The organism is Geodermatophilus sp. SYSU D01105, from assembly GCF_054050095.1.
Map to the genome: position 1 here is coordinate 63844 of NZ_JBJGYR010000009.1, position 24087 is coordinate 87930.

General features: G+C 75.0%; 24 protein-coding genes and 1 pseudogene. 3 read left to right on the plus strand and 22 right to left on the minus strand.

Going from position 1 to position 24087, the window contains the following annotated elements; genetic code table 11:
• Positions 1 to 12: 12 nt before the first annotated feature.
• From ACI79I_RS10450 to ACI79I_RS10460, 3 genes are read right to left on the minus strand one after another with little or no spacing between them, the layout of a single operon-like run.
• The gene (locus tag ACI79I_RS10450) at positions 13 to 885 is read right to left on the minus strand and encodes a lysophospholipid acyltransferase family protein (RefSeq protein ID WP_456992270.1); all 873 of its coding nucleotides are present in this window, start codon (positions 883 to 885) and stop codon (positions 13 to 15) included.
• A gap of 49 nt (positions 886 to 934) precedes the next feature.
• Positions 935 to 1300 (minus strand): VOC family protein, encoded by a 366-nt coding sequence (locus ACI79I_RS10455; RefSeq protein WP_456992271.1) that lies wholly within the window; start codon positions 1298 to 1300, stop codon positions 935 to 937.
• A gap of 32 nt (positions 1301 to 1332) precedes the next feature.
• Positions 1333 to 2520 carry a glutamate--cysteine ligase gene (locus ACI79I_RS10460; protein ID WP_456992272.1) on the minus strand — a complete coding sequence of 396 codons (1188 nt, stop codon included), beginning with the start codon at positions 2518 to 2520 and terminating at the stop codon, positions 1333 to 1335.
• Positions 2521 to 2767: 247 nt separating this feature from the next.
• On the opposite strand from ACI79I_RS10460, the gene ACI79I_RS10465 reads away from it, so the two are divergent.
• Entirely contained in the window at positions 2768 to 3613 is an 846-nt protein-coding gene (locus tag ACI79I_RS10465) for a hypothetical protein (protein ID WP_456992273.1), read from the plus strand.
• 6 nt (positions 3614 to 3619) lie between these two features.
• Here the strand turns inward: ACI79I_RS10465 and ACI79I_RS10470 are convergent, their stop codons facing one another.
• The 3 genes from ACI79I_RS10470 to ACI79I_RS10480 are packed head-to-tail and all read right to left on the minus strand — an operon-like array spanning position 3620 to position 6898.
• Positions 3620 to 5230: an Rv2578c family radical SAM protein gene (locus ACI79I_RS10470; protein WP_456992274.1), complete on the minus strand. Its 1611-nt coding sequence runs from the start codon at positions 5228 to 5230 to the stop codon at positions 3620 to 3622.
• Between the two features lie 50 nt (positions 5231 to 5280).
• The gene (locus tag ACI79I_RS10475) at positions 5281 to 5778 is read right to left on the minus strand and encodes an Lrp/AsnC family transcriptional regulator (protein ID WP_456992275.1); all 498 of its coding nucleotides are present in this window, start codon (positions 5776 to 5778) and stop codon (positions 5281 to 5283) included.
• Positions 5753 to 6898 (minus strand): M24 family metallopeptidase, encoded by a 1146-nt coding sequence (locus ACI79I_RS10480; RefSeq protein WP_456992276.1) that lies wholly within the window; start codon positions 6896 to 6898, stop codon positions 5753 to 5755. The genes ACI79I_RS10475 and ACI79I_RS10480 overlap by 26 nt, the downstream gene beginning before the upstream one ends.
• Positions 6899 to 6964: 66 nt before the next feature.
• On the opposite strand from ACI79I_RS10480, the gene ACI79I_RS10485 reads away from it, so the two are divergent.
• Positions 6965 to 7882, plus strand: coding sequence for a 5'-3' exonuclease (locus ACI79I_RS10485; RefSeq protein WP_456992406.1), 918 nt, complete (start codon positions 6965 to 6967; stop codon positions 7880 to 7882).
• Positions 7883 to 7899: 17 nt separating this feature from the next.
• On the opposite strand, the gene ACI79I_RS10490 is transcribed toward ACI79I_RS10485, so the two are convergent.
• From ACI79I_RS10490 to ACI79I_RS10535, 10 genes and pseudogenes are all read right to left on the minus strand, one after another.
• Entirely contained in the window at positions 7900 to 8289 is a 390-nt protein-coding gene (locus ACI79I_RS10490) for a VOC family protein (protein ID WP_456992277.1), read from the minus strand.
• Positions 8286 to 8582, minus strand: a complete 297-nt coding sequence (locus ACI79I_RS10495; RefSeq protein WP_456992278.1) for an ArsR/SmtB family transcription factor — start codon at positions 8580 to 8582, stop codon at positions 8286 to 8288. The genes ACI79I_RS10490 and ACI79I_RS10495 overlap by 4 nt, the downstream gene beginning before the upstream one ends.
• A gap of 82 nt (positions 8583 to 8664) precedes the next feature.
• On the minus strand, positions 8665 to 9363 hold the full coding sequence (locus tag ACI79I_RS10500; RefSeq protein WP_456992279.1) for a DUF4333 domain-containing protein: 699 nt from the start codon (positions 9361 to 9363) through the stop codon (positions 8665 to 8667).
• 148 nt (positions 9364 to 9511) lie between these two features.
• Entirely contained in the window at positions 9512 to 12358 is a 2847-nt protein-coding gene (locus ACI79I_RS10505; protein WP_456992280.1) for a DEAD/DEAH box helicase, read from the minus strand.
• A 75-nt stretch (positions 12359 to 12433) separates the two neighbouring features.
• Positions 12434 to 13302: pseudogene (locus ACI79I_RS10510) on the minus strand (diacylglycerol kinase family protein).
• A 74-nt stretch (positions 13303 to 13376) separates the two neighbouring features.
• Positions 13377 to 14279 (minus strand): twin-arginine translocase subunit TatC, encoded by a 903-nt coding sequence (gene tatC / locus ACI79I_RS10515; protein ID WP_456992281.1) that lies wholly within the window; start codon positions 14277 to 14279, stop codon positions 13377 to 13379.
• A gap of 88 nt (positions 14280 to 14367) precedes the next feature.
• Complete coding sequence (tatA, locus tag ACI79I_RS10520; protein WP_456992282.1) at positions 14368 to 14688, minus strand: Sec-independent protein translocase subunit TatA; 321 nt, start codon at positions 14686 to 14688, stop codon at positions 14368 to 14370.
• Positions 14689 to 14779: 91 nt separating this feature from the next.
• Complete coding sequence (locus ACI79I_RS10525) at positions 14780 to 14977, minus strand: hypothetical protein (RefSeq protein WP_456992283.1); 198 nt, start codon at positions 14975 to 14977, stop codon at positions 14780 to 14782.
• Positions 14978 to 14987: 10 nt separating this feature from the next.
• On the minus strand, positions 14988 to 15986 hold the full coding sequence (locus ACI79I_RS10530; protein WP_456992284.1) for a helix-turn-helix transcriptional regulator: 999 nt from the start codon (positions 15984 to 15986) through the stop codon (positions 14988 to 14990).
• A gap of 10 nt (positions 15987 to 15996) precedes the next feature.
• A complete protein-coding gene (locus ACI79I_RS10535) occupies positions 15997 to 16977 on the minus strand; it encodes a helix-turn-helix transcriptional regulator (protein WP_456992286.1) in 981 nt (326 codons plus the stop codon).
• A gap of 83 nt (positions 16978 to 17060) precedes the next feature.
• On the opposite strand from ACI79I_RS10535, the gene ACI79I_RS10540 reads away from it, so the two are divergent.
• Positions 17061 to 18164: a DUF3866 family protein gene (locus ACI79I_RS10540; protein ID WP_456992287.1), complete on the plus strand. Its 1104-nt coding sequence runs from the start codon at positions 17061 to 17063 to the stop codon at positions 18162 to 18164.
• A gap of 49 nt (positions 18165 to 18213) precedes the next feature.
• Here ACI79I_RS10540 and pafA read toward each other — a convergent pair whose 3' ends face one another.
• The 6 genes from pafA to dop all read right to left on the minus strand — a co-directional run bounded on the left by pafA (position 18214) and on the right by dop (position 23966).
• The gene (gene pafA / locus ACI79I_RS10545; protein WP_456946254.1) at positions 18214 to 19572 is read right to left on the minus strand and encodes a Pup--protein ligase; all 1359 of its coding nucleotides are present in this window, start codon (positions 19570 to 19572) and stop codon (positions 18214 to 18216) included.
• A 91-nt stretch (positions 19573 to 19663) separates the two neighbouring features.
• The gene (prcA, locus tag ACI79I_RS10550) at positions 19664 to 20542 is read right to left on the minus strand and encodes a proteasome subunit alpha (RefSeq protein ID WP_456992288.1); all 879 of its coding nucleotides are present in this window, start codon (positions 20540 to 20542) and stop codon (positions 19664 to 19666) included.
• Positions 20543 to 20547: 5 nt separating this feature from the next.
• On the minus strand, positions 20548 to 21390 hold the full coding sequence (gene prcB, locus ACI79I_RS10555) for a proteasome subunit beta (RefSeq protein ID WP_456992289.1): 843 nt from the start codon (positions 21388 to 21390) through the stop codon (positions 20548 to 20550).
• Between the two features lie 118 nt (positions 21391 to 21508).
• Complete coding sequence (locus ACI79I_RS10560) at positions 21509 to 21922, minus strand: endonuclease domain-containing protein (RefSeq protein ID WP_456992290.1); 414 nt, start codon at positions 21920 to 21922, stop codon at positions 21509 to 21511.
• A gap of 223 nt (positions 21923 to 22145) precedes the next feature.
• Positions 22146 to 22355: a ubiquitin-like protein Pup gene (locus tag ACI79I_RS10565; protein WP_456907156.1), complete on the minus strand. Its 210-nt coding sequence runs from the start codon at positions 22353 to 22355 to the stop codon at positions 22146 to 22148.
• A 105-nt stretch (positions 22356 to 22460) separates the two neighbouring features.
• Positions 22461 to 23966, minus strand: a complete 1506-nt coding sequence (dop, locus tag ACI79I_RS10570; protein ID WP_456992291.1) for a depupylase/deamidase Dop — start codon at positions 23964 to 23966, stop codon at positions 22461 to 22463.
• Positions 23967 to 24087 lie beyond the last annotated feature (121 nt).

Below are 24087 nucleotides of genomic sequence, written 5' to 3' on the forward strand. Positions count from 1 at the left end.
CATCCCACGAGTTCAGCGGGGGCGGCGCCGCCGCGCGAACAGGGCCCTCACGCGGGCGGTGGGGTGCGGGCGGGGCAGCCTCGTGCGGGTCCCGCGGACGTCGTGGTGGTCGAGCGCCTCGGCCTCCTCCGGCGTGGGCGCGGTGCCACCGAGGTGGGCGGGCAGCCACCACCGGTCGTCGGGGCCGGCCGGCTGCTGGGGATAGCCGCGCTGCGCCTGGTCGACCAGCTCCTCCATGGCCGTTCGGATCCGGCGCAGCAGCTCCTGGGGCCGCTCCCCCGGGTCGGGCACGAGCGGTTCGCCGAGGACGACGGTGACCGCGACGTGGCGCTGCAGGTTCACGGGGCGGTGCTTGGTGGCGATCCGCTGGCCGCCCCACACCGCGGCGGGCAGGACCGGCACGCCGGCGTCGATGGCCATCCGGGCGACGCCGGCCTTGAGGTCCTTCACCCGGAAGCTGCTGCTGATCGTGGCCTCGGGGAAGATCCCGACGACCTCCCCGTCCTTGAGCGCCCGCACGGCGGACTCGAAGGCGGCCGCGCCGGCCCGGCGGTCGACCGGGATGTGGTGCATGGCCCGCATGAACGGCCCGGACAGCCGGGAGGAGAAGACCGACGCCTTGGCCATGAAGCGGACCAGCCGGCGCTGCGGGAGGGCGGCCAGGCCGAGGAACGTGAAGTCCAGGAAGCTCACGTGGTTGCTGCAGACGATCGCCCCGCCGGAGGTCGGGACGTGCCCGGCGCCGCGCACGTCGAAGCGCAGCCGCAGCAACCGGAAGACGAGCAGGGCCAGCCGGATCACCCAGCGGTAGGCCCGGTCCCGTCGGTCGGGGTGCGGACCGAAGAGGTCGGGGCGGACGACGTCGCGCCAGCGGACGGTGTCCATGCAGCGGGACGATAACGGGCGTTCCTGACGACCGGCCGGGAGGCGGCGGTCAGCCGCCGGCGACGTCGATGGAGGCGATCCCGTCGATGGAGGCGATCCCGTTGCCGTCGGGGTCGGTTCCGCCCGCCTTGCGCGCGCCGTCGCCCTCCGGCGTGACGGGGCCGCTGGCGGTGCCCCGCCCCCGCAGGTCGTCCGGCGCCTCCTCCCGGGCCGGCACCTCGATCGCAACGAGACCGTGCCCGGCGCGCCGGTGGTCCTCGACGACGTGGAGCCACCCGGTCTCGGCGACGCGCCACAGGACCTCCCGGTCGTGCGCGACGACGTCGGCGTCCTGGCCGAGCAGGCGGCCGAACCACTCGCGGGCTCGCGGGGAGTCGGCGACCGCGATCCCCGCGAGGAGCTCGTCCATCGCCATGCGCACACGGTGGCACGGTCCCCGGTCGGCCGTCAGGCGGAGGTGACCTCGACGGCGGCGCGCACCACGGCGGTCAGGTCGCCGGTCTCCCGGTACACCCGGCGCTGCAGGTCCGCCCCGGTGCCGCGGGACAGCAGGGTGGCGACGCCGGCCTCCACCCGGCCGAGGTCGCCGGCCGCGGCGAGAGCGGGCCGGACGTGGTCGACCAGGGCCCGCAGCACGTCCGCGGCGGGTGCCGGGCGCCCGGTGACCGGGTGCACGAGGTCCTCGCCCAGCCCCGAGCGGCCCGCCCGCCACGCGGCGACCCGGATCAGCTCGCTGCGGACCGCGGGCACGGGGACACCGGCCCGCCACTCCCGGGCGGCGGTCTCCACCAGGCCCCGCACCAGCCCGGCCAGGGTGACGGTGTCCTCGACCCGGAGCGGGACGTCGGCGATGCGCACCTCGACCGTCGGCCAGCGCTCGGACAGCCGGGCGTCGAAGTACACCATCCCGGTGTCGACGATCGTCTCGGTCGCGACGAGCCGCTCGATGAGCCGGTGGTAGTCGGCGGCGTCGGCGAACAGCTCGTTGGGTCCCGAGGAGGGCCAGCGGTTCCAGGCCTGGGAGCGGTAGCTGGCGTGGCCGCTGTCGCGGCCCAGCCAGAACGGCGAGTTGGCGCTCAGCGCGGTCAGCACCGGTAGCCAGCCGCGGATCCGGTTGAGGACGGCGACGCCCTCCTCGTCGCCGTCGACCGAGACGTGCACGTGGCAGCCGCAGGTCAGCTGCTCGACGGCGGTCAGCCCGAAGGTGTCGGTCATCTCCCCGTAGCGCTGCCCCGGCGTGGTCACCGGCTCGACGTCGACCGGGGAGCTGGCCAGCGCCGCCACCCGCGCCCCGACCGCGCGCGCGGCGGCGTCGGCCCGGCCGCGCCAGTACCGCAGGTCGGTGGTGACGTCGGCCAGCTCGGCGCACACGCGCGTGGCGAACTCCAGCTGCTGTGCCTTCAGTTCGGGCACCAGCTGTCCCCGCGGGTCGCCGCCGCCCGTGGCGTCGGGTGGGGCATCATCGCGGGGCTGGTCGTCGCCTTCCCGGTCGGCCCGGTCGGCCCGGTCGTGCTCGGCCACGGTCTCGCCCTCGCCACGGCGGGCGGCGACCTCGAGCGCGGCGGGGCCCAGGGGCACCGGCCGCCCCGCCGGGTCGACGACGAGCAGCTCTTCCTCCACGCCCACGGTGCGCACCCGACCATGATCACCACCGGTCGTCCGTCGCGCGCGCCGAGAGGCCGCGAAGCCGGCAACTCCTCCGTTATGCCCAAGAGCTCATCCAGATACTGGAGTCCCCTGCCGGGGCTCCTCCTCCCCGTGCACCCCGGACCTGGCCTCCCGCGATTGCTGCTCCGGCGCCGGAGGCGCCGCCCCGTCCCGGCTGGCAGGAGCCGACGAATCGGAGGCGCATTTTTGTTCGGGATAACGGTAGAATTCGGACATGAGTGGTGCATGGCAGCCGCCGCTGCCGGAGATGCCGGCCCCTCCCCCGGTGCGGGCCTGGCGCCGGCTGACCCCGCCCGAGGGCTACGAGGTGCAGTGGCGCCGGCTGTCCGAGGCGGCGCTCGAGCTCGGCCTCGGGCCCGACCAGCTGGCGGAGGAGGGGCTGGACCCGATCACGGCGGCGCGGGGCTGGAAGCCGGCCACCGTGGCCCTGTACAGCAAGGTCGCCCGCTACGGCGGGATCGCGCTGCCGTCGGTGCCCACGCCCGAACCCGAGCCGCCCGTCCTGGAGCTGCGGCCCCTCACCGAGATCCGCAGCGAGGACCCCGAGCACCTGCGCACCGTCGCCTGGTGCGCCCTGGCCCTGCACTGGCCGGCCACGGTCGGCCAGTTCCGTGCCCTGCGCCGCGAGCAGGTGCACCCGACGGCGCGGCGGCTGGTGGTGCGCACCGAGGACGGCGAGTGGTCGGTGCCCGGCGCGCTCACCGCCTGGCACGCCTGGGAGGCCCGTCGGTCCCGCTTCCCCGCCCTCGCCGACAGCCCCTGGGTGCTGCCCGCGCTGCGCCGCGGCCCCGGGCTGGCCTCAGCGGTGGGCGGGCAGCTGTCCACCCAGGCGCTGCAGGTGACCTTCGCCAAGCACGCGGTCCGCACCGCGCACGCCCTGCGGCTGACCGCGCCGCCGTCGCGGCGGGCCGCGGCCGAGGAGCTGGCCGCCGCGTACCTCACCCTCTCCTACGACTCCTACCGGCGGCTGGCGCTGGCCGCCGGCGCCGCCCCAGTGAGCCCGCGCGGCGCGGTCCGCGCGCTGCGCAGCGTTTCCCGGGCCGCCCGGATGGCCGGCTGACCGGCGTCAGATCAGCGCGAGCTGCTCGGGAGCGGCACGGGTCGCGGCCGCCGGCCGCGGCGCCGCGGTCCCCGGCAGGCTGCCGGCCGGGAAGTCGCTGTCCGCGTCCCCGGGGATGCCGCCGGGCTCGCCGTCCACCCCGCGCGCCGCTCCCCCGGCCTGCCGGTCCAGCCCGTACCGGGCCAGCAGCGGCGCGACCCGCCCTGCCAGCCAGCGGCGGTACTCCGGGTCCACCGACGCCCCGCGCCGGTAGAGCTGCTGGTAGCGCGGCACCAGCTGCGGGTGCTCCCGCGCCAGCCACGCCGAGAACCACTCCCGGGCCCCGGGGCGCAGGTGCAGCGGGACGACGGTGACCCCCGACGCCCCGGCCTCGGCGATCGCCCGCAACGCCGCGTCCAGGTCCGAGAGCCGGTCGGTGAGCCCGGGCAGCACCGGCGCGAGGAACACGCCGCAGGACAGGCCCGCGTCGGCGACCGCCCGCACCAGCTCCAGCCGGGCACGCGGGCTGGGCACCCCCGGTTCCAGCGAGGCGTGCAGCTCGTCGTCCCAGATGGCCATCGACACCCCCAGGCCGATCGGGACGTCCCGGGCCGCGGCGGCGAGCAGCGGGAGGTCCCGCCGCAGCAGGGTGCCCTTCGTCAGGATGGAGAACGGCGTCCCCGAACCGGCCAGGGCGGCGATCACGCCGGGCATGAGCCGGTAGCGGCCCTCGGCGCGCTGGTAGGGGTCGGTGTTGGTGCCCAGCGCCACGTGCTCCCGGCGCCAGGAGGGCCGGGCCAGCTCGCGGCGCAGCACCTCGACCAGGTTGGCCTTGACCACCACCTGGGTGTCGAAGTCCTGCCCGGTGTCCAGCTCGAGCCACTGGTGGGTGCCCCGGGCGAAGCAGTTGTGGCTGACGACGCCGTTCGCGACGAAGTCGCCGGTGCCCGTGGTGATGTCGTACATCGGCAGCTCGGCGCCCAGGTCCTCGACCGCCGTGACGCGCAGCTCCGGACCCGTCGGGACCACCGCGCCCACCAGGCGGGACGCCGACGACCGCCCCGCGCCGGCGTGCTGCGCCGCGGCGCCGACCGGGTCGAGGGCGCGCCCGGGGCCCTGCAGCTGGTCGTCGGTGGTGAGCGACGGCCGCCGGTCCGCGCCCGCGGCGACGTGCCGCCACCCGCGTGCGGTGAGGAAGCGGTGGTCGCCGCTGGCGACCAGCTCGGTGCCGTCGGCCAGCCGCACCCGGTGCGCCGGCTCCGCCGTCGGCCAGTGCGCCAGGACCTCCGTCGCCACGAACCGACGGACGCCGTTCCGCGGCTCCGTCCCGATGACCCGGTCGCCCACCCGCAGGTCGGCGATGGGCAGCCGGCTGCCGTCGGCCATGAGCACGAGCGTGTCGCCGGCCAGGCAGTACACGCACGCGTGGGAGCACCCGCGGTAGGGGTTGATCGTCCAGCGGAACGGCATGGTCGACGGGCCGGGCACCTGGTTGAGCGCGCTCTTGCTGCGGACCTCGTGGAAGGTCACCCCCGGGAACTCGGGCACCTGCACGCTGCGCAGCAGGCCCCGCGTCGTGGGCATCCCGGGCAGCGCGCCCGGCTCCTGGGCATCGAGCCGCTGGGCGTCCCACCGCATGACCCCATCCGAACACGCGTTCGAAGTCCTGTCCAGCGGGCGCGCGGGCCCTACAGCGGCGGGCGGTCCTCGTAGAACGTGGAGAGCACCACGGTGGTCCGCGTGGTCACGTTCGCCGCCAGCCGGATCTTCTGCAGCAGCGTCTCCAGGCCGTCCGGGGAGGGCACCCGGACCTTGAGGATGTAGCTCTCCACCCCCGCCACCGAGTGGCAGGCCTCGATCTCGGTCAGGTGGGCCAGCCGGCTGGGCGCGTCGTCGGGCTGGGCCACGTCGATCGGGGTGATGGACACGAAGGCGGTGAGCCCCATGCCGAGCGACTTCGCGTCGAGCTTGGCGTGGTAGCCGGTGATCAGCCCGCGCTGTTCGAGGCGGCGCACCCGCTGGTGCACCGCGGACACCGAGAGCCCCACCCGCTCGGCCAGCTCGGTGTAGCTCGCCCGCCCGTCCCGGGCGAGGGCGGCCAGCAGCGCACGGTCGACGTCGGTGGACTGGCTGGGCGGGCCGGCGGACGCGCCGCCGGTCTCAGCCGGCGACGGTGACGAGCTCACGGGGACCGTCGTTGAGGGTGGCGACGCCGTCGTCGGTGCACACGACGATGTCCTCGATCCGGGCACCGGCCCGGCCGGCGAGGTAGATCCCCGGCTCCACGGAGAACGCCATGCCCGGGACCAGCGGCAGGTCGTTGCCGGCGACGATGTAGGGCGCCTCGTGGGTGTCCAGGCCGATCCCGTGCCCGGTCCGGTGGATGAAGTGCTCCCCCCAGCCGGCGGCGGCGATGACGTCGCGGGCGGCGGCGTCGACCTGCTCGGCGGTCACCCCCGGGCGGACGGCGGCGGTCGCGGCGGCCTGGGCCTGCTGGAGGACCCCGTACCACTCGGCGACCTCGGCGTCGGGAGCACGGCCGACCGCGTAGGTACGGGTGCAGTCCGACCGGTACCCCGTGGCGGTCTCCCCGCCGATGTCCACCACGACCAGGTCGCCCTCGCGCACCACCCGGTCGGAGAGCTCGTGGTGCGGGCTGGCGCCGTTGGGCCCCGACCCCACGATGGTGAAGTCGACGCCCACGTGCCCCTCCGCCAGGATCGCCGCGGCGATGTCGGCACCCACCTCCGCCTCGGTGCGGCCGACCCGCAGCCACTCCCCCACCCGCGCGTGCACCCGGTCGATCGCGGCACCGGCCGCGGCGAGCTCGGCCACCTCGGCCGGCGTCTTCACCATGCGCAGCCGGTCGACGACGGGGCCGGCCAGCTCGAGGACCGCGCCGGGCAGGGCCCGCTGGACGCCGAGGGCGTGCTCGGCCCAGGTGCGCGCGCCGACGGCGACGCGCGTGGGCGACGCGCCGAGCCGGGCGGTGGCGGTGCGCGCCAGCAGGGCGAAGGGGTCGTCGGTCTCGTCCCAGGCCAGCACCTCCAGGCCCAGGCCCCCGGCCGGGCTGGCGTCGACCATGGGCGCCTCCAGCCGGGGGACGACGAGGAACGGCTCGTCGGACCGGGGCACCACGAGGGCGGTCAGCCGCTCCATCGCGTGGGCGTGGTAGCCGCACAGGTAGCGCAGGTCCGAGCCGGGGGTGAGCACCAGCAGGTCGATGCCGAGCTCGTCGGCGGCGTCGCGGGCGGTCCGCACGCGGTCGACGGTCACCAGCGGCCCGGGCGGGTTCGAGGTGGGCACGGTCGGGAGACTATCCACGAGTCCCGGCGTCGTTCCTGACGGTTACCGTGCCGGGTCGTGACGACCATGCTGCTCGACGCGGCCAGCCTCTACTTCCGGGCCTTCTACGGGGTGCCGACCAGCGTGACCAGCCCGGACGGGCGCCCGGTGAACGCCGTCCGCGGCTTCCTGGACATGACCGCCCGGCTGGTCACCGCCCACGCGCCCGAGGGTCTGGTGGCCTGCTGGGACGACGACTGGCGGCCGGCGTTCCGCACCGACGCGCTGCCCTCCTACAAGGCCCACCGGCTGGCCGCGGACGGCGGGGAGGAGACCCCCGACGAGCTGGGGCCGCAGGTGCCGGTGCTGGTCGAGGTGCTGGCCGCGGCCGGCATCGCGCGGGTCGGGGCGCCCGGTTACGAGGCCGACGACGTCATCGGCACGCTGGCCACCCGCGCGACCGGCCCGGTGGACGTGGTCACCGGCGACCGGGACCTGTTCCAGCTGGTGGACGACGCCCGGGGGGTGCGGGTGCTCTACACCGCCCGCGGGATCAGCGACATCGAGTGCGTCGACGAGGCGGCGGTGACCGCGAAGTACGGCATCCCCGGCCGGGCCTACGCCGACTTCGCCGTCCTGCGGGGCGACCCCAGCGACGGACTGCCCGGCGTGGCCGGCATCGGCGCCAAGACCGCGGCGGCGCTGATCTGCGAGTTCGGCGACCTGGCGGGCATCCGGGCTGCGGCCGCGCGGACCGTCGTCCCCAAGGCGCCGCTCACCGCCGCGGTCCTCAAGCGGCTGCACGCCGGGTCGGCCTACCTCGACGCCGCCCCGGTCGTCGTGGCGGTGGCCCGGGACATCGACCTGCCCCCCGTGCGGGACGCGCTGCCGCGGCGCCCGGCCGACCCCGAGGCGCTGGCGACCCTCGCCGAGGCCCACGGGATCGGCTCGTCGGTGAAGCGGCTGGGAGCCGCGCTGGGCTGGCCGGCCGACGTCCTCGGCTGACCCGCGGTCGGGGCCGTCTACTTCAGGGTGGCGAGCTGGATCAGGTTGCCGCAGGTGTCGTCGAAGACGGCGGTGACCACCGGGCCCAGGTCGGTCGCGTCCTGGGTGAACTCGACGCCCAGCCCCTTGAGCCGCTCGACCTCGGCGTACACGTCGTCGACGGCGAACTGGGTGAACGGGATGCCGTCGGCGACCAGCGCGTCCTTGAACGGGCGCGCCGCCGGGTGGCCGTCGGGCTCGAGCAGCAGCTCGACGCCGTCGGGGTCGGCGGGAGAGACGACGGTGAGCCAGCGGGCCTCGCCGGCGGGCACGTCGGTCTTCTTGGTGAACCCCAGCTTCTCGGTGTAGAAGGCCAGCGCCTTGGCCTGGTCGTCGACGAAGACGCTGGTGAGGTTGATGCGGATCACGGGGTCGGTCCCTCTCGGTCGATGGGCCACCGCTCGACGATCGACCGCAGCGGGCTGGTGTCGAGGTGGTGGAACTTGTACCGGCCCTGTCGCCGGGTGTGCACGAGGCCGGCCTGCTCGAGCACCGCGAGGTGCTGGGAGATCGCCTGGCGCGAGGAGGCCAGGCCGTGCTTCATGGTCAGCCGCCCGCAGATCTCGAACAGGGTCTGACCGTCCTGGTCGGTCAGCTCGTCGAGGATGGTGCGTCGCGTGGCGTCGCCGAGGGCCCGGAACAGGTCGGCCTCGGCGTCCACGGGCACCGTTATAGGCAAGCGACTACTTGCCTGTCAAGCGGCGGCCGCGCCGGTCGCGGCCGTGCCGGCCGGGGTCGGCAGGTCAGACGTCGGCCCACTCGTACTCGGCGTCCTCGGGGTCGGTGATGCGGACCTCGACGGTGACCTCCTCGCCGTCGGCCGTGACCCCGGTGCACCGGTAGACGGCGTCGTTCTCGACGACCATCTCCTGCGGGCAGGTCAGCTCCACCCCCACGCCGTAGTTCGCCTCGAACTGCTCGGCGACGTCGCGCTCGACGGCCGAGCGGTCCAGCACCCGGTCACCGAGCAGCCGGGAGAGGACCACGGCGAGGACCAGCAGGACGGCGAGGGCGACCAGGCCGCTGACCAGGCCGGTCCGGGACCTCCTCGGCTGACCGGCGGGCTCGGTCGGCGGCCCGTACGGCTGGCCGGGCGGGCCGTAGGGCTGCTGGCCGTAGGGCTGCTGCCCGTAAGGCGGGGGCCCGTGCTGCGGTGCCCCCGAAGCGGGCTGCCCGTAGCCGGGCGGGCCGTAGCCGGGCTGACCGTACGGTTGGCCGCCGGGGAGCGGGCTCCCGGCGGGCGGGCCGTACTGCCCGGGCGGCGGCTGACCCCACGGCTGGCCCCACGGCTGCCCCGGCTGACCGGACGGCGGGGGCTGCTGGCCGCCGGGCGGGGGCGGGCCGTACCCGCCGGGCGGGCCGTACGGACCCGGCTGCTGCGGCCCGTGAGGGCCGGGCTGGCCGTACTGCCCCGGCTGGCCACCCTGCGGTGGGTTGGTCATCGTCGCTCCTGCTCTCAGGTCGCCGGTCGGGCGGGACAGCGGGTCCCGGGGCGGGGAGATTGTGCACCACGGCGCGCCGCCGCGTAGGGGCCTCGCCGCAGGGCCCCGCCGCGAGCCCGCGGGCGGTGAGGGGCGGCGGGGTCCCTCCTCAGCCGCCCACCGCCACCGCGACCACCCCGCGCCGGACCCGCTCCACCGCCCGGCGCGCGGTGGCGGCCACCGGGTCCTCGGCGCTCTTGGCCAGCTGGTCGAGCAGGTCGATCAGCTGGCGGGCCCAGCGCACGAAGTCCCCGCCGGAGAGCTCGGTGCCGGCCTGCTCCGCGCCGGCGAGCACGCGGTCGAGGCTCTGCCCGTCGGCCCACCGGTAGGCCGCCCAGGCGAAGCCGAGGTCGAGGTCCCGGGTGGCCGGCACGCCGTGGTCGAGCTCGACGTCCTGCAGCCGCGACCGAATCTGGCGCATCTCACCGATGGCCGCGGCGACCTTGCCGGCCGGGATCGCGGGCTGCCCGGGGGTGTCCCGCCGCGCCTCGAACACCAGCGTGGAGACCGCGGCCGCCAGCTCCGCCGGGGTGAGGCCGCGCCACACCCCGGCGCGCACGCACTCAGCGACCAGCAGGTCGGCCTCCGACCAGATGCGGGCCAGCCGCCTGCCGTCGTCGGTGACCCGCGGGACGTCGTCCACCGCCGGGACCGCGTCGGTGTCGGCCGGGACCAGCGGGACCACCTCCGGTACCAGGTACCCCAGCTCCTCGAGGACGTCGCAGGTGCGGTCGAACTGCCGGGTCAGCGAGCCGGTGCGCTCGGCCATCTTGCGGTGGGTGGCCTCGGCCTCCCGCACGGCGCGCAGCCAGCGCTCGGCCGCCCGCACCCGCTCCTCGCGGTCGGGCAGGGAGTGCACGGGGTGGTGGCGCAGCGCGCGGCGCAGGTCGTGCAGCACCGGGTCGTCGGCGGCCGCGGAGCGCTGCTTGACCCGCCGCGCGCCGAGGTCGTTCTCCACGCGGGCGTGACGCAGCGTCGCGGCGAGGTCCCGGCGCGCGTGCGGGCTGCGGTGGTTGAAGTTCTTCGGCACCCGGACGCGGGCCAGCGCGGTGACCGGGGTCGGGAAGTCGACGGTGCCCAGCCGCCCGGCCCACTTGTCCTCGGTGAGCACCAGCGGGCGCGGCTCGGCGAGGTCGGTGACGCCGGGGTCCAGGACCACGGCCAGGCCCTGGCGCCGCCCCGACGGGACCCGGATGACGTCGCCGGGCCGCAGCGCGGCCAGCGCGTCGCTGGCCTCCATCCGGCGCTTGGCCTGGGAGTCGCGGGAGAGCTCCTTCTCCCGGTCGGCGATCTGCTGGCGCAGCGCGGCGTACTCGCCGACGTCGCCCCCCTCGCTGTGCATCTCCGCCGCCCACCGCTCGGCGTCCCGCTCGTGGCGGGCCGCCGCCCGGGCCAGGCCGACCACCGAGCGGTCGGCCTGGAACTGGGCGAAGGAGGAGGCCAGCAGCTCGCGGGCCCGGGCCCGGCCGAAGGAGCCGACCAGGTTGACGGCCATGTTGTAGCTGGGCCGGAACGAGGACCTCAGCGGGTAGGTGCGGGTGCTGGCCAGCCCCGCGACCACCGAGGGGTCCATGCCCGGGGCCCAGACGACGACGGCGTGGCCCTCGACGTCGATGCCGCGGCGACCGGCGCGGCCGGTGAGCTGGGTGTACTCCCCCGGCGTGACGTCGACGTGGGCCTCGCCGTTCCACTTGACCAGCCGCTCGAGGACGACGGTGCGCGCGGGCATGTTGATGCCGAGCGCGAGGGTCTCGGTGGCGAAGACGGCCTTGACCAGGCCGCGGACGAAGCACTCCTCGACGGTCTCCTTGAACGCCGGGACCAGGCCGGCGTGGTGGGCGGCCAGGCCCGCCAGCAGGCCCTCGCGCCACTCCCAGAAGCCGAGGACGTGCAGGTCCTCCTCCGGCAGCGAGCCGGTGCGCTCGTCGATGACCTGCGCGATCTCCGACCGCTCCCGCTCGTCGGTGAGCCGCAGCCCGGCCCGCAGGCACTGGTCGACGGCGGCGTCGCAGCCGTTGCGGCTGAAGACGAAGGTGATCGCCGGCAGCAGGCCGGCGCGGTCGAGCCGCTCGATCACGTCGGGGCGGGCCGGCGGCCGGTAGCGGGGCTTGTGCCAGTCCCGGTCCCGGCGGGAGCCGCCGTTGCCGCCACCCCAGGTGTCCAGCCGCCGCTCGTGCTCGCGCACGTAGCGGACCAGTTCGGGGTCGACGACGCTGGCGCCCCGCTCGCGGGTCGACTGCCCGCGCGGGGTCTCCCCCTGCTCGGCGGCGTGTGCGGCCGGGCGCAGGCTGAACAGGTCGAACACCCGGTTGCCGACCAGCATGTGCTGCCACAGCGGGATCGGCCGGACCTCGCTGACCACGACCTTCGTGTGGCCGCGCACGGTGACCAGCCAGTCGGCGAACTCCTCGGCGTTGCTCACCGTCGCCGACAACGACACCAGGGTCACCGACTGCGGGAGGTGGATGATCACCTCCTCCCAGACCGCGCCGCGGAAGCGGTCGGCCAGGTAGTGCACCTCGTCCATGACGACGTAGCCGAGGCCGTCGATCGCCGGGGACTCCGCGTAGAGCATGTTGCGCAGCACCTCGGTGGTCATCACGACCACCGGGGCGTCGCCGTTGATGGCGTTGTCACCGGTGAGCAGGCCGACCTTCGCCTCGCCGTAGCGCTCGACCAGGTCGTTGTACTTCTGGTTGGACAGCGCCTTGATCGGCGTCGTGTAGTAGGCCTTGCGCCCCTCGGCCAGCGCCTTGTGGACGGCGAACTCCCCGACGACGGTCTTGCCCGCACCGGTCGGCGCGCAGACCAGCACGCCCGCGCCCTGGTCGAGTGCCTCGCACGCCTCCACCTGGAACGGGTCGAGGGAGAACCCCAGGTCGGCGGTGAAGTCGGCCAGCGTGGGGTGGGCGCTGCGCCGCCGGGCAGCCGCGTACCGCTCAGCGGGGCTGGACATGGCTCCACGTTAGGCCGACGGAACGGCATCGGCTCGGCCGCCCCGGCGGTGGTCGGGAACCCGATCACCGCGCGGTCAGGCCCGGCCGGTACCCACCACCCGCAGCGCCCCGGGCACGCACACGCTGGCCGCCGGCAGCGGGGCGACCGGCTCACCGTCGGCGCAGGTGGTCAGCCCCTCCCCCGCCAGCTCCACCCGGGCGGCCCGGTGCACGGTCACCGCCGGGTGCTCGACGTGGGTGCCGGCGGTCAGCCGGGGCCGGGTGGCCACCAGCTCCCGGCGGTCGACCGGGCCGACGACGGTGACGTCGAAGCGCCCGTCGGCGGGGTCGGCGGCCGGGCACACCCGCATCCCCCGCCGTACCAGGGCGTGTTGCCGATGGCGACCAGGGTGACCGGCAGCGTGCGCGCGGTGCCGTCGAGGGTGAGGGTCAGCGCGCGCGGCCGCAGCCGGGCCAGCTCGGCGAGGATGGCCACGTCGTAGCGGCGCGGACCCCGCGGCCACCGCAGCCGGTTGGCCCGGTCGGTGACCGCCGAGTCGAACCCGCAGCACAGCACGGTGGCCCACCAGCGCGCGCCGGTGCGGCCGGCGTCGACGGTGCGCACCCGCCCGGCGCGCAGGTCCTCGGCGGCGGCCCGCGCGGCGGCGACCGGGTCGCGGGGGGTGCCGAGGGCCAGGGCGAGGTCGTTGCCGGTCCCGGCCGGCACCACCGCCAGCGGGACGGCGGTGCCCGCGACCGCCTGCAGGCCCGCGTGCGCGGCGCCGTCCCCGCCGACGGCCACGACCGCGGCGGCGCCCTCGGCGACCGCCGCGGCGGCCTGCTCCTCGGCCGCGGCCCGGGTGGTCGCCGGCAGCACGGACGGCCGCAGTCCGGCCGCGCGCAGCTCGCCGAGCACGGCCCCGGCCGCCGCGCGGGCCCGGCCCCGGCCGGCCGCGGGGCTCACCAGGACGGCGACCTGCGTGCCGGCCGCTCCACGGGGATCCGGGACGGGACCCGTCCCGGGCAGGGGGACCTCGCTCAGCCGCGGGTGCGGGCGGCCGGGCCGTCGGCCGGCGCGGGGACGTCGTCCTCCCGGCGCAGCTCGTCGTCGGGCGTCGGCGTGGCGTCCAGCTGCGAGGGGGTCGCGTCCAGCGGGGAGGCCTCGTCGTCGCCGAGGTCGTGGAAGTGCTCGACCGCCGCCCGCTTGGCCCGCCGCCGGTCGACGAAGCGGGCGATCTGGATGGCCAGCTCGAACAGCACGATCATCGGGCCGGCCATCAGGAGCATCGTGAACGGGTCCTGCGTGGGGGTGATGAACGCGGCGAAGACGACGGTGAGGAAGAAGATCCAGCGCCGGCTCTTGCGCAGCACCTCGTAGCTGAGGACGCCGACCAGGTTGAGGGCGACGGCGACCAGCGGCACCTCGAAGCTGACCCCGAAGGCGACCAGCAGGGAGAGCACGAACCCGATGTAGTCCTGCGCGGTCAGCGCCACCACGACGCCGTCGCCGGCCAGGCTGAGCAGCAGCTCCAGGCCCGCCGACAGCGAGATGTAGGCCAGCACCGCGCCCAGGGCGAACAGCGCCGTCGAGACCGTGACGAAGGTGACCCCGTACCGCTTCTCGTTGCGCTTGAGACCCGGGGTGATGAACGCCCACAGCTGGTAGAGCCACACCGGCGCCGACAGCACCGCGCCGGCCAGCAGGCTCACCTTGAGCCGGATGAACACGCCGCCGAAGACGTCGGTGATCAGCAGGCCGCAGGTGTCGTCGGCCCCCTGCCCGAAGCGCAGCTCGCCGGGGAGTCCGCAGTACGGCGCGCGGATGAACTCACCGAGGCCGTGGGAGTACCACCAGAAGGCGAACCCGGCGGCGACCAGCAGCGCCAGCAGCGCCTTGGCGACCCGGTTGCGCAGCTCGGTGAGGTGCGCGATGAGCGACATGGTCGCCTGGGGGTCCCGCGGGCGACGGCGGCGCCGCACGCGGGACCGGGAGGGGCCCTGCTCGCTCATCGTGGTGCCGGAGGTCGGGTCAGCGGGTGCTGTCGGCCGAGCCGCTCTGCTGGGCGGCGCGGGCCCGCAGCTCGGCGGCCCGGGCCTCCGCGGCCCGCGCCTCGGCCTCGAGGGCGGTGGCGTCGGGGCCGGCCGGGGGCAGCACCTCGCCGCGCACGGGGGTGGTCTTGGCGGCGTCCTTGGTGCGGACGTCGTCGTCCTTCATGCCCTTCATCTCGCCCTTGAAGATGCGCAGGGACCGGCCCAGCGAGCGCGAGGCGTCCGGCAGCTTCTTGTAGCCGAAGAGCAGCAGGATGGCCAGGATGATCAGGCCGATCTCCAACGGGCCGAGTCCGGCCATGACGTCCTCCTGGGGATGCGGTGGCGTCCACGATGCTACGTGGCGAACCCTGCTGCGTGGTCCCCCGAAGCGGGGGGTCGCGTCCGGCCGGTCAGCGGCCGGTGCCGCCGACCTCCGCGGCGCGCGCCGCGGTGGCCTGCGCGTCGGCGAGGACCGGCCGCAGGTCCCGCTCCAGCGCCGCGACCTCGCGGCGCAGCCGCGAGAGAGCGCCGAACAGGCCGTGGGCCAGCGCGCCGAGGACGACGAGGGCCAGGACGGCGACGGCGATCCAGACGACGAGCAGCAGCACGCCCGCGACCCTAGTCCCCGGACCTGTCCGGGAGCTGTCCGTCGGATGGATAGTGGGCGAGCGCGGCGCGGGCGTCGGCGGCGACCTCGGCGGCCAGCTCGGCCGGCTCGTCGACCGTGGCGGCACCGCCGAGGGTGGCCACGAGCCGGCGCGCCCAGGCCACGTCCGCGGTGCGCACGGCGACGGCCAGCCCGCCGGGCGGGTCGTCGACCTCCCGCACGTCCTCGACCGGGTAGTACTCGGCCACCCAGCGGGCGGTGCGGGCCAGCCGCAGCCGCACCACCGGCGACCCGGGCTCGGGCTGGTACAGGCCCGCGTCGACGTCCCGCAGGTGCACCCCCGGCGGCGGCGCGGCGGGCTCGTCGAGGACCCGGACGTCGTCGATCCGGTCCAGCCGGAACAGCCGGACCCCGGCGACCTCGCGCGACCAGGCCTCGAGGTACCAGCGGCCGTCGACCAGCAGCAGCCGCAGCGGGTCGACCGTGCGCTCGGTCCGCTCGTCGCGGGTGGGCACGTAGTAGTGCAGGTGGAGGGCGCGCTTGCGCTCGAGCCCCTCCCGGACGACGGCCAGGGCCTGCTCCCGGGCGTCGACCGACAGCGCCACCGGGGTGACCCGCTCGCCGGCGTGCCCCGCGGCCGCCGACACCTTGGCCAGCGCCCGGCTGACCGCCTCCTGCTCGGCCAGGCCGGGCAGCTCGAGCAGCGTCTTCAGGGCGACCACCAGGGCGACCGCCTCGTCGGTGGTCAGCCGCAGCGGGCGGACCATCCCCGCGGTGAAGGTGACCCGCACCCGGTCGCCCTCGAAGGCCAGGTCGATGAGGTCACCGGGGCCGTAGCCGGGCAGCCCGCACATCCACAGCAGCTCGAGGTCGCGGCGCAGCTGCCGCTCGGGGACGCCGAAGTCACGGGCGACCTCGGCCAGCGGCACGCCCTCGGGGCGGGCGGTGAGGTACGGGACGAGCGACAGCAGCCGCGTCATCCGCTCGGTCGTGGCGGGAGCGCTGGTCATGCCGCCGTCCTCATGCCATCGCCGCCAGCCGGGTCAGCCGCTCGACGACGGCCCGCCGCACCTCGGCCGGCGCCTCCACCACCACGTCGGCCCCGTAGGCGGCCAGCTGGTCGGCCAGCCGCATCGGCTCGGTGGTGCGCAGCTGCAGCAGGTCCCAGTCCTCGCCGACGTCGCCCCGGGCCGGGCCGAGGGGCACCGCGTGCCGGCGCAGGCCGATCGCCGCGCCGGGCCGGGCGCGGACCAGCACCAGCTGCTCCTCCCCGCCGAACTGACCGGCGACCATCGCCGCGAGGTCGACGTCGTCGGGCGGCTCGAAGGCGCCGGCCGGACCGACCGCGCGCGGCGTGCCCACGACCCGGGAGAGCCGGAACACCCGCGGCGCCCGCCGGTCGAGGTCCAGGCCGCCGAGGTACCAGCGGCCGTGCCAGGCCACCACGCCCCAGGGCTGCACGTGCCGGCGGGCCGGTGTGTCCTCGTCGGGGCGGCGGTAGTCGAACTCCAGCGCCCGGCGGTCGCGGGCCGCGGCGTAGCAGGGCTCGAAGGCCGGCTCGTCGGAGTCCAGCCGCGGCCGCAGCGGCAGCGCCCGGCCGGTGTCGACGTCCACCCCGGCGGCCTTGAGCTTGACCAGCGCGCTCTGCGCCGCACCGGCCAGCTGCGCGGACTCCCACAGCCGCAGCGCCAGGCCCACCGCGGCGGCCTCCTCGCCGGTCAGGGTGATCTCGGGCAGCTCGTAGTCGGCGCGCGCGATGCGGTAGCCGTCCTCGGTGTCGAAGGCGCTGGTGCGACCGGTCTCCAGCGGCACGCCCATCTCGCGCAGCTCGGCCTTGTCCCGCTCGAACATCCGCTTGAACGCCTCGTCGGCCCGCGCGGTCCCGTCGTCGGGCTCGTAGCCGGGCACCGTGGCCCGGATCTTCGCCGCGGTCACGTACTGCCTGGTCCCGAGCAGGGCGATGACCAGGTTCACCAGCCGTTCCGCCCGCTTCGCCGCCACGCGCCCAGGCTAGTTGTTCGGCGGGGCGGCGGGGTGGGGCGACCAGCAGGGCGACCGGCGAGCGGTCTGGCTAGCCTGCCCGCGTGGGGGAAGCGACTTCGACGCAGCAGCGGATCCGGTGGCGACGCGGGACGGTGAGCGCGCTGGGCCGGTCCTGGCGGGACGCCCTGGAGCTGACCGTGCAGGTCCCCGACGACGGCGAGGTGCGGGCGCTGGCCCACCCGTCGCTGGTCGGGGTCCCCGAGGTCGGGGACACGGTGCTGCTCAACACCACCGCGTGGGCGCAGCGGCTGGGGACCGGCGGGTACGCCCTGGTCGTCGCCGTCCCCGACCGGCTGCCGCCCGACCCGGTCGGCCCCGGGCACCTGGTCAAGGCCCGCTACACGCCGCTGCAGGTCACGGTGCAGGGCGTCGACGAGCAGGAGACCGAGCACCACGCGACCATCGCCGAGGCCGAGGACCTCGGCGGCATGCCGGTGGTCGTCGCCGACCTGCACTCGGCGCTGCCGGCGGTGCTGATCGGGGTCCTGGCCACCGACCCGGACCTCAAGGTCGCCTACGTCATGACCGACGGCGGGGCGCTGGTCGCCGGGTTCTCCCGGACGGTCTCGGCGCTGTCGCCGTCACTGGCCGGGGTGGTCACGGTGGGCCAGGCCTTCGGTGGCGACGTCGAGGCGGTCACCCTGCACACCGGGCTGCTCGCGGCCCGGCACGTGCTCGGCGCCGACGTGGCGATCGTGACCCAGGGGCCGGGCAACCTGGGCACCGGCACGCCGTGGGGGTTCTCCGGGGTCGCCGCCGGTGAGGCCTGCAACGCGGTGTCGGTGCTCGGGGGCCTCCCCGTCGGTGCGCTGCGCATCTCCGACGCCGACCTGCGGCCCCGTCACCGCGGGGTCTCCCACCACTCGCTCACCGCGTTCGGGCGGGTGGCCCTGGCCGGGGTGACGCTGGTGGCGCCGCGAGGCCTCGGGTCCGAGCTCGGGGGCCAGGTCGAGGAGGACCTCGCCGGTCAGCCGGAGCGCAACCCGGTGGTGTGGATGGACGTCGAGGGCCTGGAGGACGCCCTGGGGCTCTCCCCCGTGCCGCTGTCGACGATGGGCCGCGGGTGGCCCGAGGAGCGCGCCTACTTCCTCGCCGCGGCCGCCGCGGGCCGGTACGCCGCGCTGCAGGTGCCGCTGCCCGAGTGAGTGGAGTGCCACGGCGCGGTTCGCGCGCCCGTGGCACTCCACCCGCGGCTCACATCGACGCGATGAGCTTGTCCACGCGCTCGTCGACGGCCTTGAACGGGTCCTTGCACAGCACGGTGCGCTGGGCCTGGTCGTTGAGCTTGAGGTGCACCCAGTCGACGGTGAAGTCCCGCCGCTTCTCCTGGGCCCGCCGGATGAACTCGCCGCGCAGCCGGGCGCGGGTGGTCTGCGGCGGCACGTTCTTGGCCTCGAACACCCGCGGCTCGTGGGCCACCCGGTCGACGGCGTTGTTGCGCTCGAGCAGGTAGTACAGGCCCCGCCGGCGGCTGATGTCGTGGTAGGCGAGGTCCATCTGCGCGATCCGCGGGTGCGACAGCGGGAGGTCCCGCTTGGCCCGGTAGCGCTCGATCATCGTGTACTTGGTGGCCCAGTCGATCTCGCGGTCGATCAGGCTCAGGTCGCCGGAGTCGACGGCCTTGAGCACCCGGCCCCACAGCTCGAGCATCTGCCGGTGCACCGGGCCGAAGCCCTCGCGGTCGACGAACTCCGCGGCGCGGCTGTGGTACTCGGACTGGATCTCCAGCGCCGACATCTCCTTGCCGTTGGCCAGCCGGACCTTGCGCCGTCCGGTCATGTCGTGGCTGATCTCGCGGATGGCGCGGATGGGGTTCTCCAGCGCCATGTCCTTGATCGGGACGCCGGCCTCGATCATCCGCAGCACCAGGTCGGTGACGGCGACCTTGAGCAGCGTCGTCGTCTCGTTCATGTTGGAGTCGCCGACGATGACGTGCAGCCGCCGGTAGCGCTCGGCGTCGGCGTGCGGCTCGTCGCGGGTGTTGATGATCGGCCGGGAGCGGGTGGTGGCCGAGGAGACCCCCTCCCAGATGTGCTCGGCACGCTGGCTGACGCAGTAGATCGCGCCGCGCGGGGTCTGCAGCACCTTGCCGGCGCCGACGACGATCTGCCGGCTGACCAGGAACGGGATCAGGACGTCGGCCAGCCGGCTGAACTCCCCGTGCCGGCCGACCAGGTAGTTCTCGTGGCAGCCGTAGCTGTTGCCGGCCGAGTCGGTGTTGTTCTTGAACAGGTAGATGTCGCCGGTGACGCCCTCCTCGGCCAGCCGCTGCTCGGCGTCGACCAGCAGGCCCTCGAGGATCCGCTCGCCGGCCTTGTCGTGGACGACCAGCTCGGTGAGGTCGTCGCACTCGGCGGTGGCGTACTCGGGGTGGCTGCCGACGTCGAGGTAGAGCCGGGAGCCGTTGCGGAGGAACACGTTGGAGCTGCGCCCCCACGACACCACGCGGCGGAACAGGTAGCGCGCCACCTCGTCCGGGGACAGCCGACGCTGCCCGCGGAAGGTGCACGTGACGCCGTACTCGGTCTCGATGCCGAAGATCCGTCGTTCCACGATCCGACTCTAGGCGCCGACGCCGACACTGGCCCGGTCGCCGCGCGCGGCTGCTCCGCCCGCTCGTCCCCCGAGCACGCGAGGTGTGGGCTCAGGTCGTGGGCGACTGTCCCCCGCTGCCCGCGGTGCCGCCGGTGTCGGGGCTGCTCGGCTCGCCGAGGCCGGCCGGCGCGCCGGGGGCCGGGGTGCTCGGCGTGTGCGCGGCGGTGTGCGGCTCCTCCACGGTCTCGGCGGCGGTCTCGGCCGCCGCGCTGTCCCCGCGGTCCAGGAGCGTGCGCAGCGCGGAGCCGACCACCCGGCGGAAGGCGCGCTTGGGCCGGCGGCGGTCGAGGACGGCGACCTCGAGCTGCTCGGCGGTCAGCAGCGACGGACCGCTGCCGTTGCCGCCGCTGGTGGCCGGGCTGACCGCCGACAGGGCCTGGACGCCGACCTTGAGCGCCTCGGCGAGGGTCATGCCGGGCAGGTAGTGCTCCCGCAGGTTCGCGCTGACGGCCTCGGCCTGCCCGCCCATGACCACGAAGTCCGGCTCGTCGACGACCGAGCCGTCGAAGGTCAGCCGGAACAGCTGGTCGGACTCCGGGGTGTCGCCCACCTCGGCGACGCAGAGCTCGACCTCGTAGGGCTTCATCTGCTGGGTGAAGATCTCGCCGAGGGTCTGCGCGTAGGCGTTGGCGATCACCCGGCCGGTGACGTCGCGCCGGTTGTAGGAGTAGCCGCGGACGTCGGCCAGCCGCACGCCGGCGACCCGCAGGCTCTCGAACTCGCTGTACCGGCCGACGGCGGCGAAGCCGATGCGGTCGTAGAGCTCGCCGACCTTGTGCAGCGTGGAGCTGGGGTTCTCGGCGATGAACAGCACACCATCGGCGTAGGTCACCACGGCGACGCTGCGACCGCGGGAGATGCCCTTGCGGGCGTACTCCGAGCGGTCGCGCATCAGCTGCTCGGGCGAGGCGTAGTACGGCATGGTCATGGCGCTCAGCCCTGCCCCTCGGCGGCGGCCCGCTCATCGGTGATGGTCTTCGCGACGGCGGCGACCTCGTCGTCGGTGAGCCGGATCGCGCCCTCGGCGTCGACCCGGTAGACGATCGGGTACAGCCGGCGCACCGGGTCGGGGCCACCGGTGGCCGAGTCGTCGTCGGCGGCGTCGTACAGCGCCTCGACGAGGGAGCGCGTGGCGGCGTCCTCGTCGAGCCCCGGCCGCCAGGTCTTCTTCAGCGAGTTGCGGGCGAACAGCGAGCCCGAGCCCACCCCTGCGTAGCCGCGCTCCTCGTAGTTCCCGCCGGTGACGTCGTAGCTGAAGATGCGCCCCGGGGTGGTGTCGGGCGCGGCGTCGAGGTCGAAGCCCGCGAACAGCGGGACGACGGCCAGGCCCTGCAGCGCGGCGCCCAGGTTGCCGCGGATCATCTGCGCCAGCCGGTTCGCCTTGCCGTCGAGGGACAGCGTGAGGCCCTCGATCTTCTCGTAGTGCTCGAGCTCGACCTGGTAGAGCTTCACCATCTCGATGGCGATGCCGGCGGCCCCGGCGATGCCGATGACCGACCAGGCGTCGGCCGGGTAGACCTTCTCGATGTCCCGGCTGGAGATCAGGTTGCCCATGGTGGCGCGCCGGTCGCCGCCCATGAGGACGCCGCCGGCGTAGGTCACCGCGACGATCGTCGTCCCGTGCGGGGTGATGTCACCGACCGGGATCTGGGGCACCGGACGGCGACCGGGCAGCAGGTCGGGCGCGGTGACCGCGAGGAAGTCGGTGAACGAGGAGCCCACCCGGTCCAGGTAGGCGGGCGGGAACCCGCTCCGACCAGCTGACGACTCGTTCACCCATCCGCCTCTCCCGCCGCACGCTGACGGCGTTCCCCGCTGCTCCGCGATCCCATCGACGACCTGTCAGCAGGCCGCCCGTGCGGCGTCACCGCGACCCTACCGGCGGTCCCCGACGTCAGCCGTCGGTGCCGCCGGGTCGGACGACGAAGGTCTCCTGGAGCCGCCTCAGTGCCTGTGCCTCGCGGTGTCCTCGGATGCAGCAGGCGGCGGCCTGGAGGAGTGACGGGTCGTCCCGGGACGAGCCGAGTCCGTGGCTGCACCGCTGACAGAGGAGCTGCCGCGTCACGCCCGACTCGTGGTCGTGGTCCAGGTGCTGCGGTTCCTGGTCGCCACAGATCGCGCGCCGGTCCCCGTGCAACGCCCGCAACCGGGCGACGTCGGCCCTGGAGACGCCGTACGTGCGCAACCAGTAGGCGTTGTCGTTGGCCTCGTTGTGGCAGGCCGTGCACCTACTGCCGAAACCGGAAGGCGTACGGGCGCTCTTGACGTAGTCCTCGACGGGACCGCCTGCCTGCACCTCGGACGCCACCGAGAGCCCTCAGGCACCCAGGAGTGGTCACGAACGTCCTTGCCCGGTACGCGGCGCCTGTCCCGGTACCAGCGGTTGCTGCGCTCCCGATTGCAGTCCAGGCAGTAGAACGACGATCCGTCGGACAGGGAACGGTTACGACCGAAGGCGCCGATGGGCTTCGTCTCGCCGCACCGCAGGCACCTCTTGACCGCCACGTCCGTGACACACAGTTAGGAAGTGGTCACTCTCCGCCCTTCTGCACGTAGGACCGAACGAACTCCTCGGCGTTCTCCTCGAGCACCTCGTCGATCTCGTCCAGGATCGAGTCGACGTCCTCGGTCATCTCCTTGTGGCGCTCGGCGACCTCGGTGTCGACCGAGGCCTCGACCTCCTCGGTCTCCTCGCGGGTGCGCGTGGTGCGCTGCTGACCGCCGGTGTCCCTCGTGGCCATGGGTGCCTCCAGGTCGCTGTGTGGCAGGTGCCGTGAGCAGAAGTTACCCGCGAGGGGTGACGAACGGGTGTCGACGGGCAGGCGCCGGGGACGACGCGGGAGGGCTCAGCCGCCGGTGATCGTGTCGACCAGCTCCTGCGCCGAGGACGTCGACTCGAACAGCGCACCCACGTGGTCACGGGTCCCGCGCAGGGGTTCCATGGTCGGGATCCGCACCAGGTTCTCCCGCCCGAGGTCGAACACCACCGAGTCCCACGAGGCGGCCGCCACCTGGGCCGGGTAGCGGCGCAGGCACTCGCCCCGGAAGAAGGCGCGGGTGTCGGTGGGCGGGCGCACCATCGCCCGCGTCACCTCCTCCTCGCTGAGCATCCGCTGCATCGAGCCGCGGGCCACCAGCCGGTGGTAGAGCCCCTTCTCCGGCCGCACGTCGGAGTACTGCAGGTCGACCAGGTGCAGCCGGGAGTCGCCCCAGCTCAGCCCGTCGCGGGTGCGGTAGCCCTCCAGCAGCCGCAGCTTGGCCGGCCAGTCCAGCCGGTCGGCGCAGCGCATCGGGTCGGCGGCGAGGTCCTCGAGCACCTCGGCCCACCGGCGCAGCACGTCGGCGGTCTGCTCGTCGCCGTCCTCGCGGCGGTCGACGTGCCGCTGCGCCATCTCCAGGTAGGCCTGCTGGACCTCCAGCGCGGTCATCCGCCGTCCGTCGCGCAGCCGCACCTGCTGGGTCAGCGACGGGTCGTGGCTGACCGCCTGCAGCGCCTCCACCGGCTCCTCGAGGGAGAGGTCCTGGGTCAGCGTCCGCGCCTCGATCATGGCCAGCACCAGCGACGTCGTCCCCACCTTCAGGTAGGTCGACAGCTCGGCGAGGTTGGCGTCGCCGATGATCACGTGCAGCCGGCGGTACTTGTCGGCGTCGGCGTGCGGCTCGTCGCGGGTGTTGATGATCGGCCGCTTGAGCGTCGTCTCGAGGCCCACCTCGACCTCGAAGAAGTCGGCCCGCTGCGAGAGCTGGAAGCCCTGGGTGCGGCCCTCGGTGCCGATGCCCACCCGGCCGGAACCGGCGAACACCTGGCGGGTGACGAAGAACGGGATCAGCCCGCGGATGATGTCGAGGAACGGCGTCCGCCGGTCCATCAGGTAGTTCTCGTGGGCGCCGTACGAGGCGCCCTTGCCGTCGGTGTTGTTCTTGTACAGCTGGATCGGCTGGGTGCCGGGGACGCGCGCGGCCCGCCGGGCCGCCTCGGCCATCACCTGCTCCCCCGCCTTGTCCCAGAGCACGACGTCGCGCGGGTTGGTGACCTCCGGCGTCGAGTACTCCGGGTGGGCGTGGTCGACGTAGAGCCGCGCGCCGTTGGTCAGGATGACGTTGGCCATCCCGGAGTCCTCGTCGAGGTCGTTGTGGTCGAGGGCCTGGGCCGGCGACAGGTCGAACCCGCGGGCGTCGCGCAGCGGGGACTCCTCCTCGAAGTCCCACCGCGGCCGGCGCGGCGTCGGCGCCTCGGCCACCGCCCAGGCGTTCACCACCTGGCTGGACAGGGTGGTCGGGTTCGCCGTCGGCTGCCCGGGCACCGAGATGCCGTACTCGACCTCGGTGCCCATGACCCGCCGCACGCTCATGCGCCAACCCTAGGCCGCCCCGCCGACGGGCGTCCGGGGCCGCCCCCCGCGCCACGGACGGCCGCGGCCCGGCCCCCGCCGGAACGGGGACCGGGCCTGGTGACGTGCTGGAGCGGCCCTG

Excerpts from the sequence above, each read along its gene's own strand:
- ACI79I_RS10450 (WP_456992270.1), bottom strand. The coding sequence starts at position 885 with ATGGACACCGTCCGCTGGCGCGACGTCGTCCGCCCCGACCTCTTCGGT.
- ACI79I_RS10455 (WP_456992271.1), bottom strand. The coding sequence starts at position 1,300 with ATGGCGATGGACGAGCTCCTCGCGGGGATCGCGGTCGCCGACTCCCCG.
- ACI79I_RS10465 (WP_456992273.1), top strand. The coding sequence starts at position 2,768 with ATGAGTGGTGCATGGCAGCCGCCGCTGCCGGAGATGCCGGCCCCTCCC.
- ACI79I_RS10470 (WP_456992274.1), bottom strand. The coding sequence starts at position 5,230 with ATGCGGTGGGACGCCCAGCGGCTCGATGCCCAGGAGCCGGGCGCGCTG.
- ACI79I_RS10485 (WP_456992406.1), top strand. The coding sequence starts at position 6,965 with ATGCTGCTCGACGCGGCCAGCCTCTACTTCCGGGCCTTCTACGGGGTG.
- ACI79I_RS10500 (WP_456992279.1), bottom strand. The coding sequence starts at position 9,363 with ATGACCAACCCACCGCAGGGTGGCCAGCCGGGGCAGTACGGCCAGCCC.
- ACI79I_RS10505 (WP_456992280.1), bottom strand. The coding sequence starts at position 12,358 with ATGTCCAGCCCCGCTGAGCGGTACGCGGCTGCCCGGCGGCGCAGCGCC.
- tatC (WP_456992281.1), bottom strand. The coding sequence starts at position 14,279 with ATGTCGCTCATCGCGCACCTCACCGAGCTGCGCAACCGGGTCGCCAAG.
- tatA (WP_456992282.1), bottom strand. The coding sequence starts at position 14,688 with ATGGCCGGACTCGGCCCGTTGGAGATCGGCCTGATCATCCTGGCCATC.
- ACI79I_RS10530 (WP_456992284.1), bottom strand. The coding sequence starts at position 15,986 with ATGACCAGCGCTCCCGCCACGACCGAGCGGATGACGCGGCTGCTGTCG.
- prcA (WP_456992288.1), bottom strand. The coding sequence starts at position 20,542 with ATGACCATGCCGTACTACGCCTCGCCCGAGCAGCTGATGCGCGACCGC.
- ACI79I_RS10565 (WP_456907156.1), bottom strand. The coding sequence starts at position 22,355 with ATGGCCACGAGGGACACCGGCGGTCAGCAGCGCACCACGCGCACCCGC.
- dop (WP_456992291.1), bottom strand. The coding sequence starts at position 23,966 with ATGAGCGTGCGGCGGGTCATGGGCACCGAGGTCGAGTACGGCATCTCG.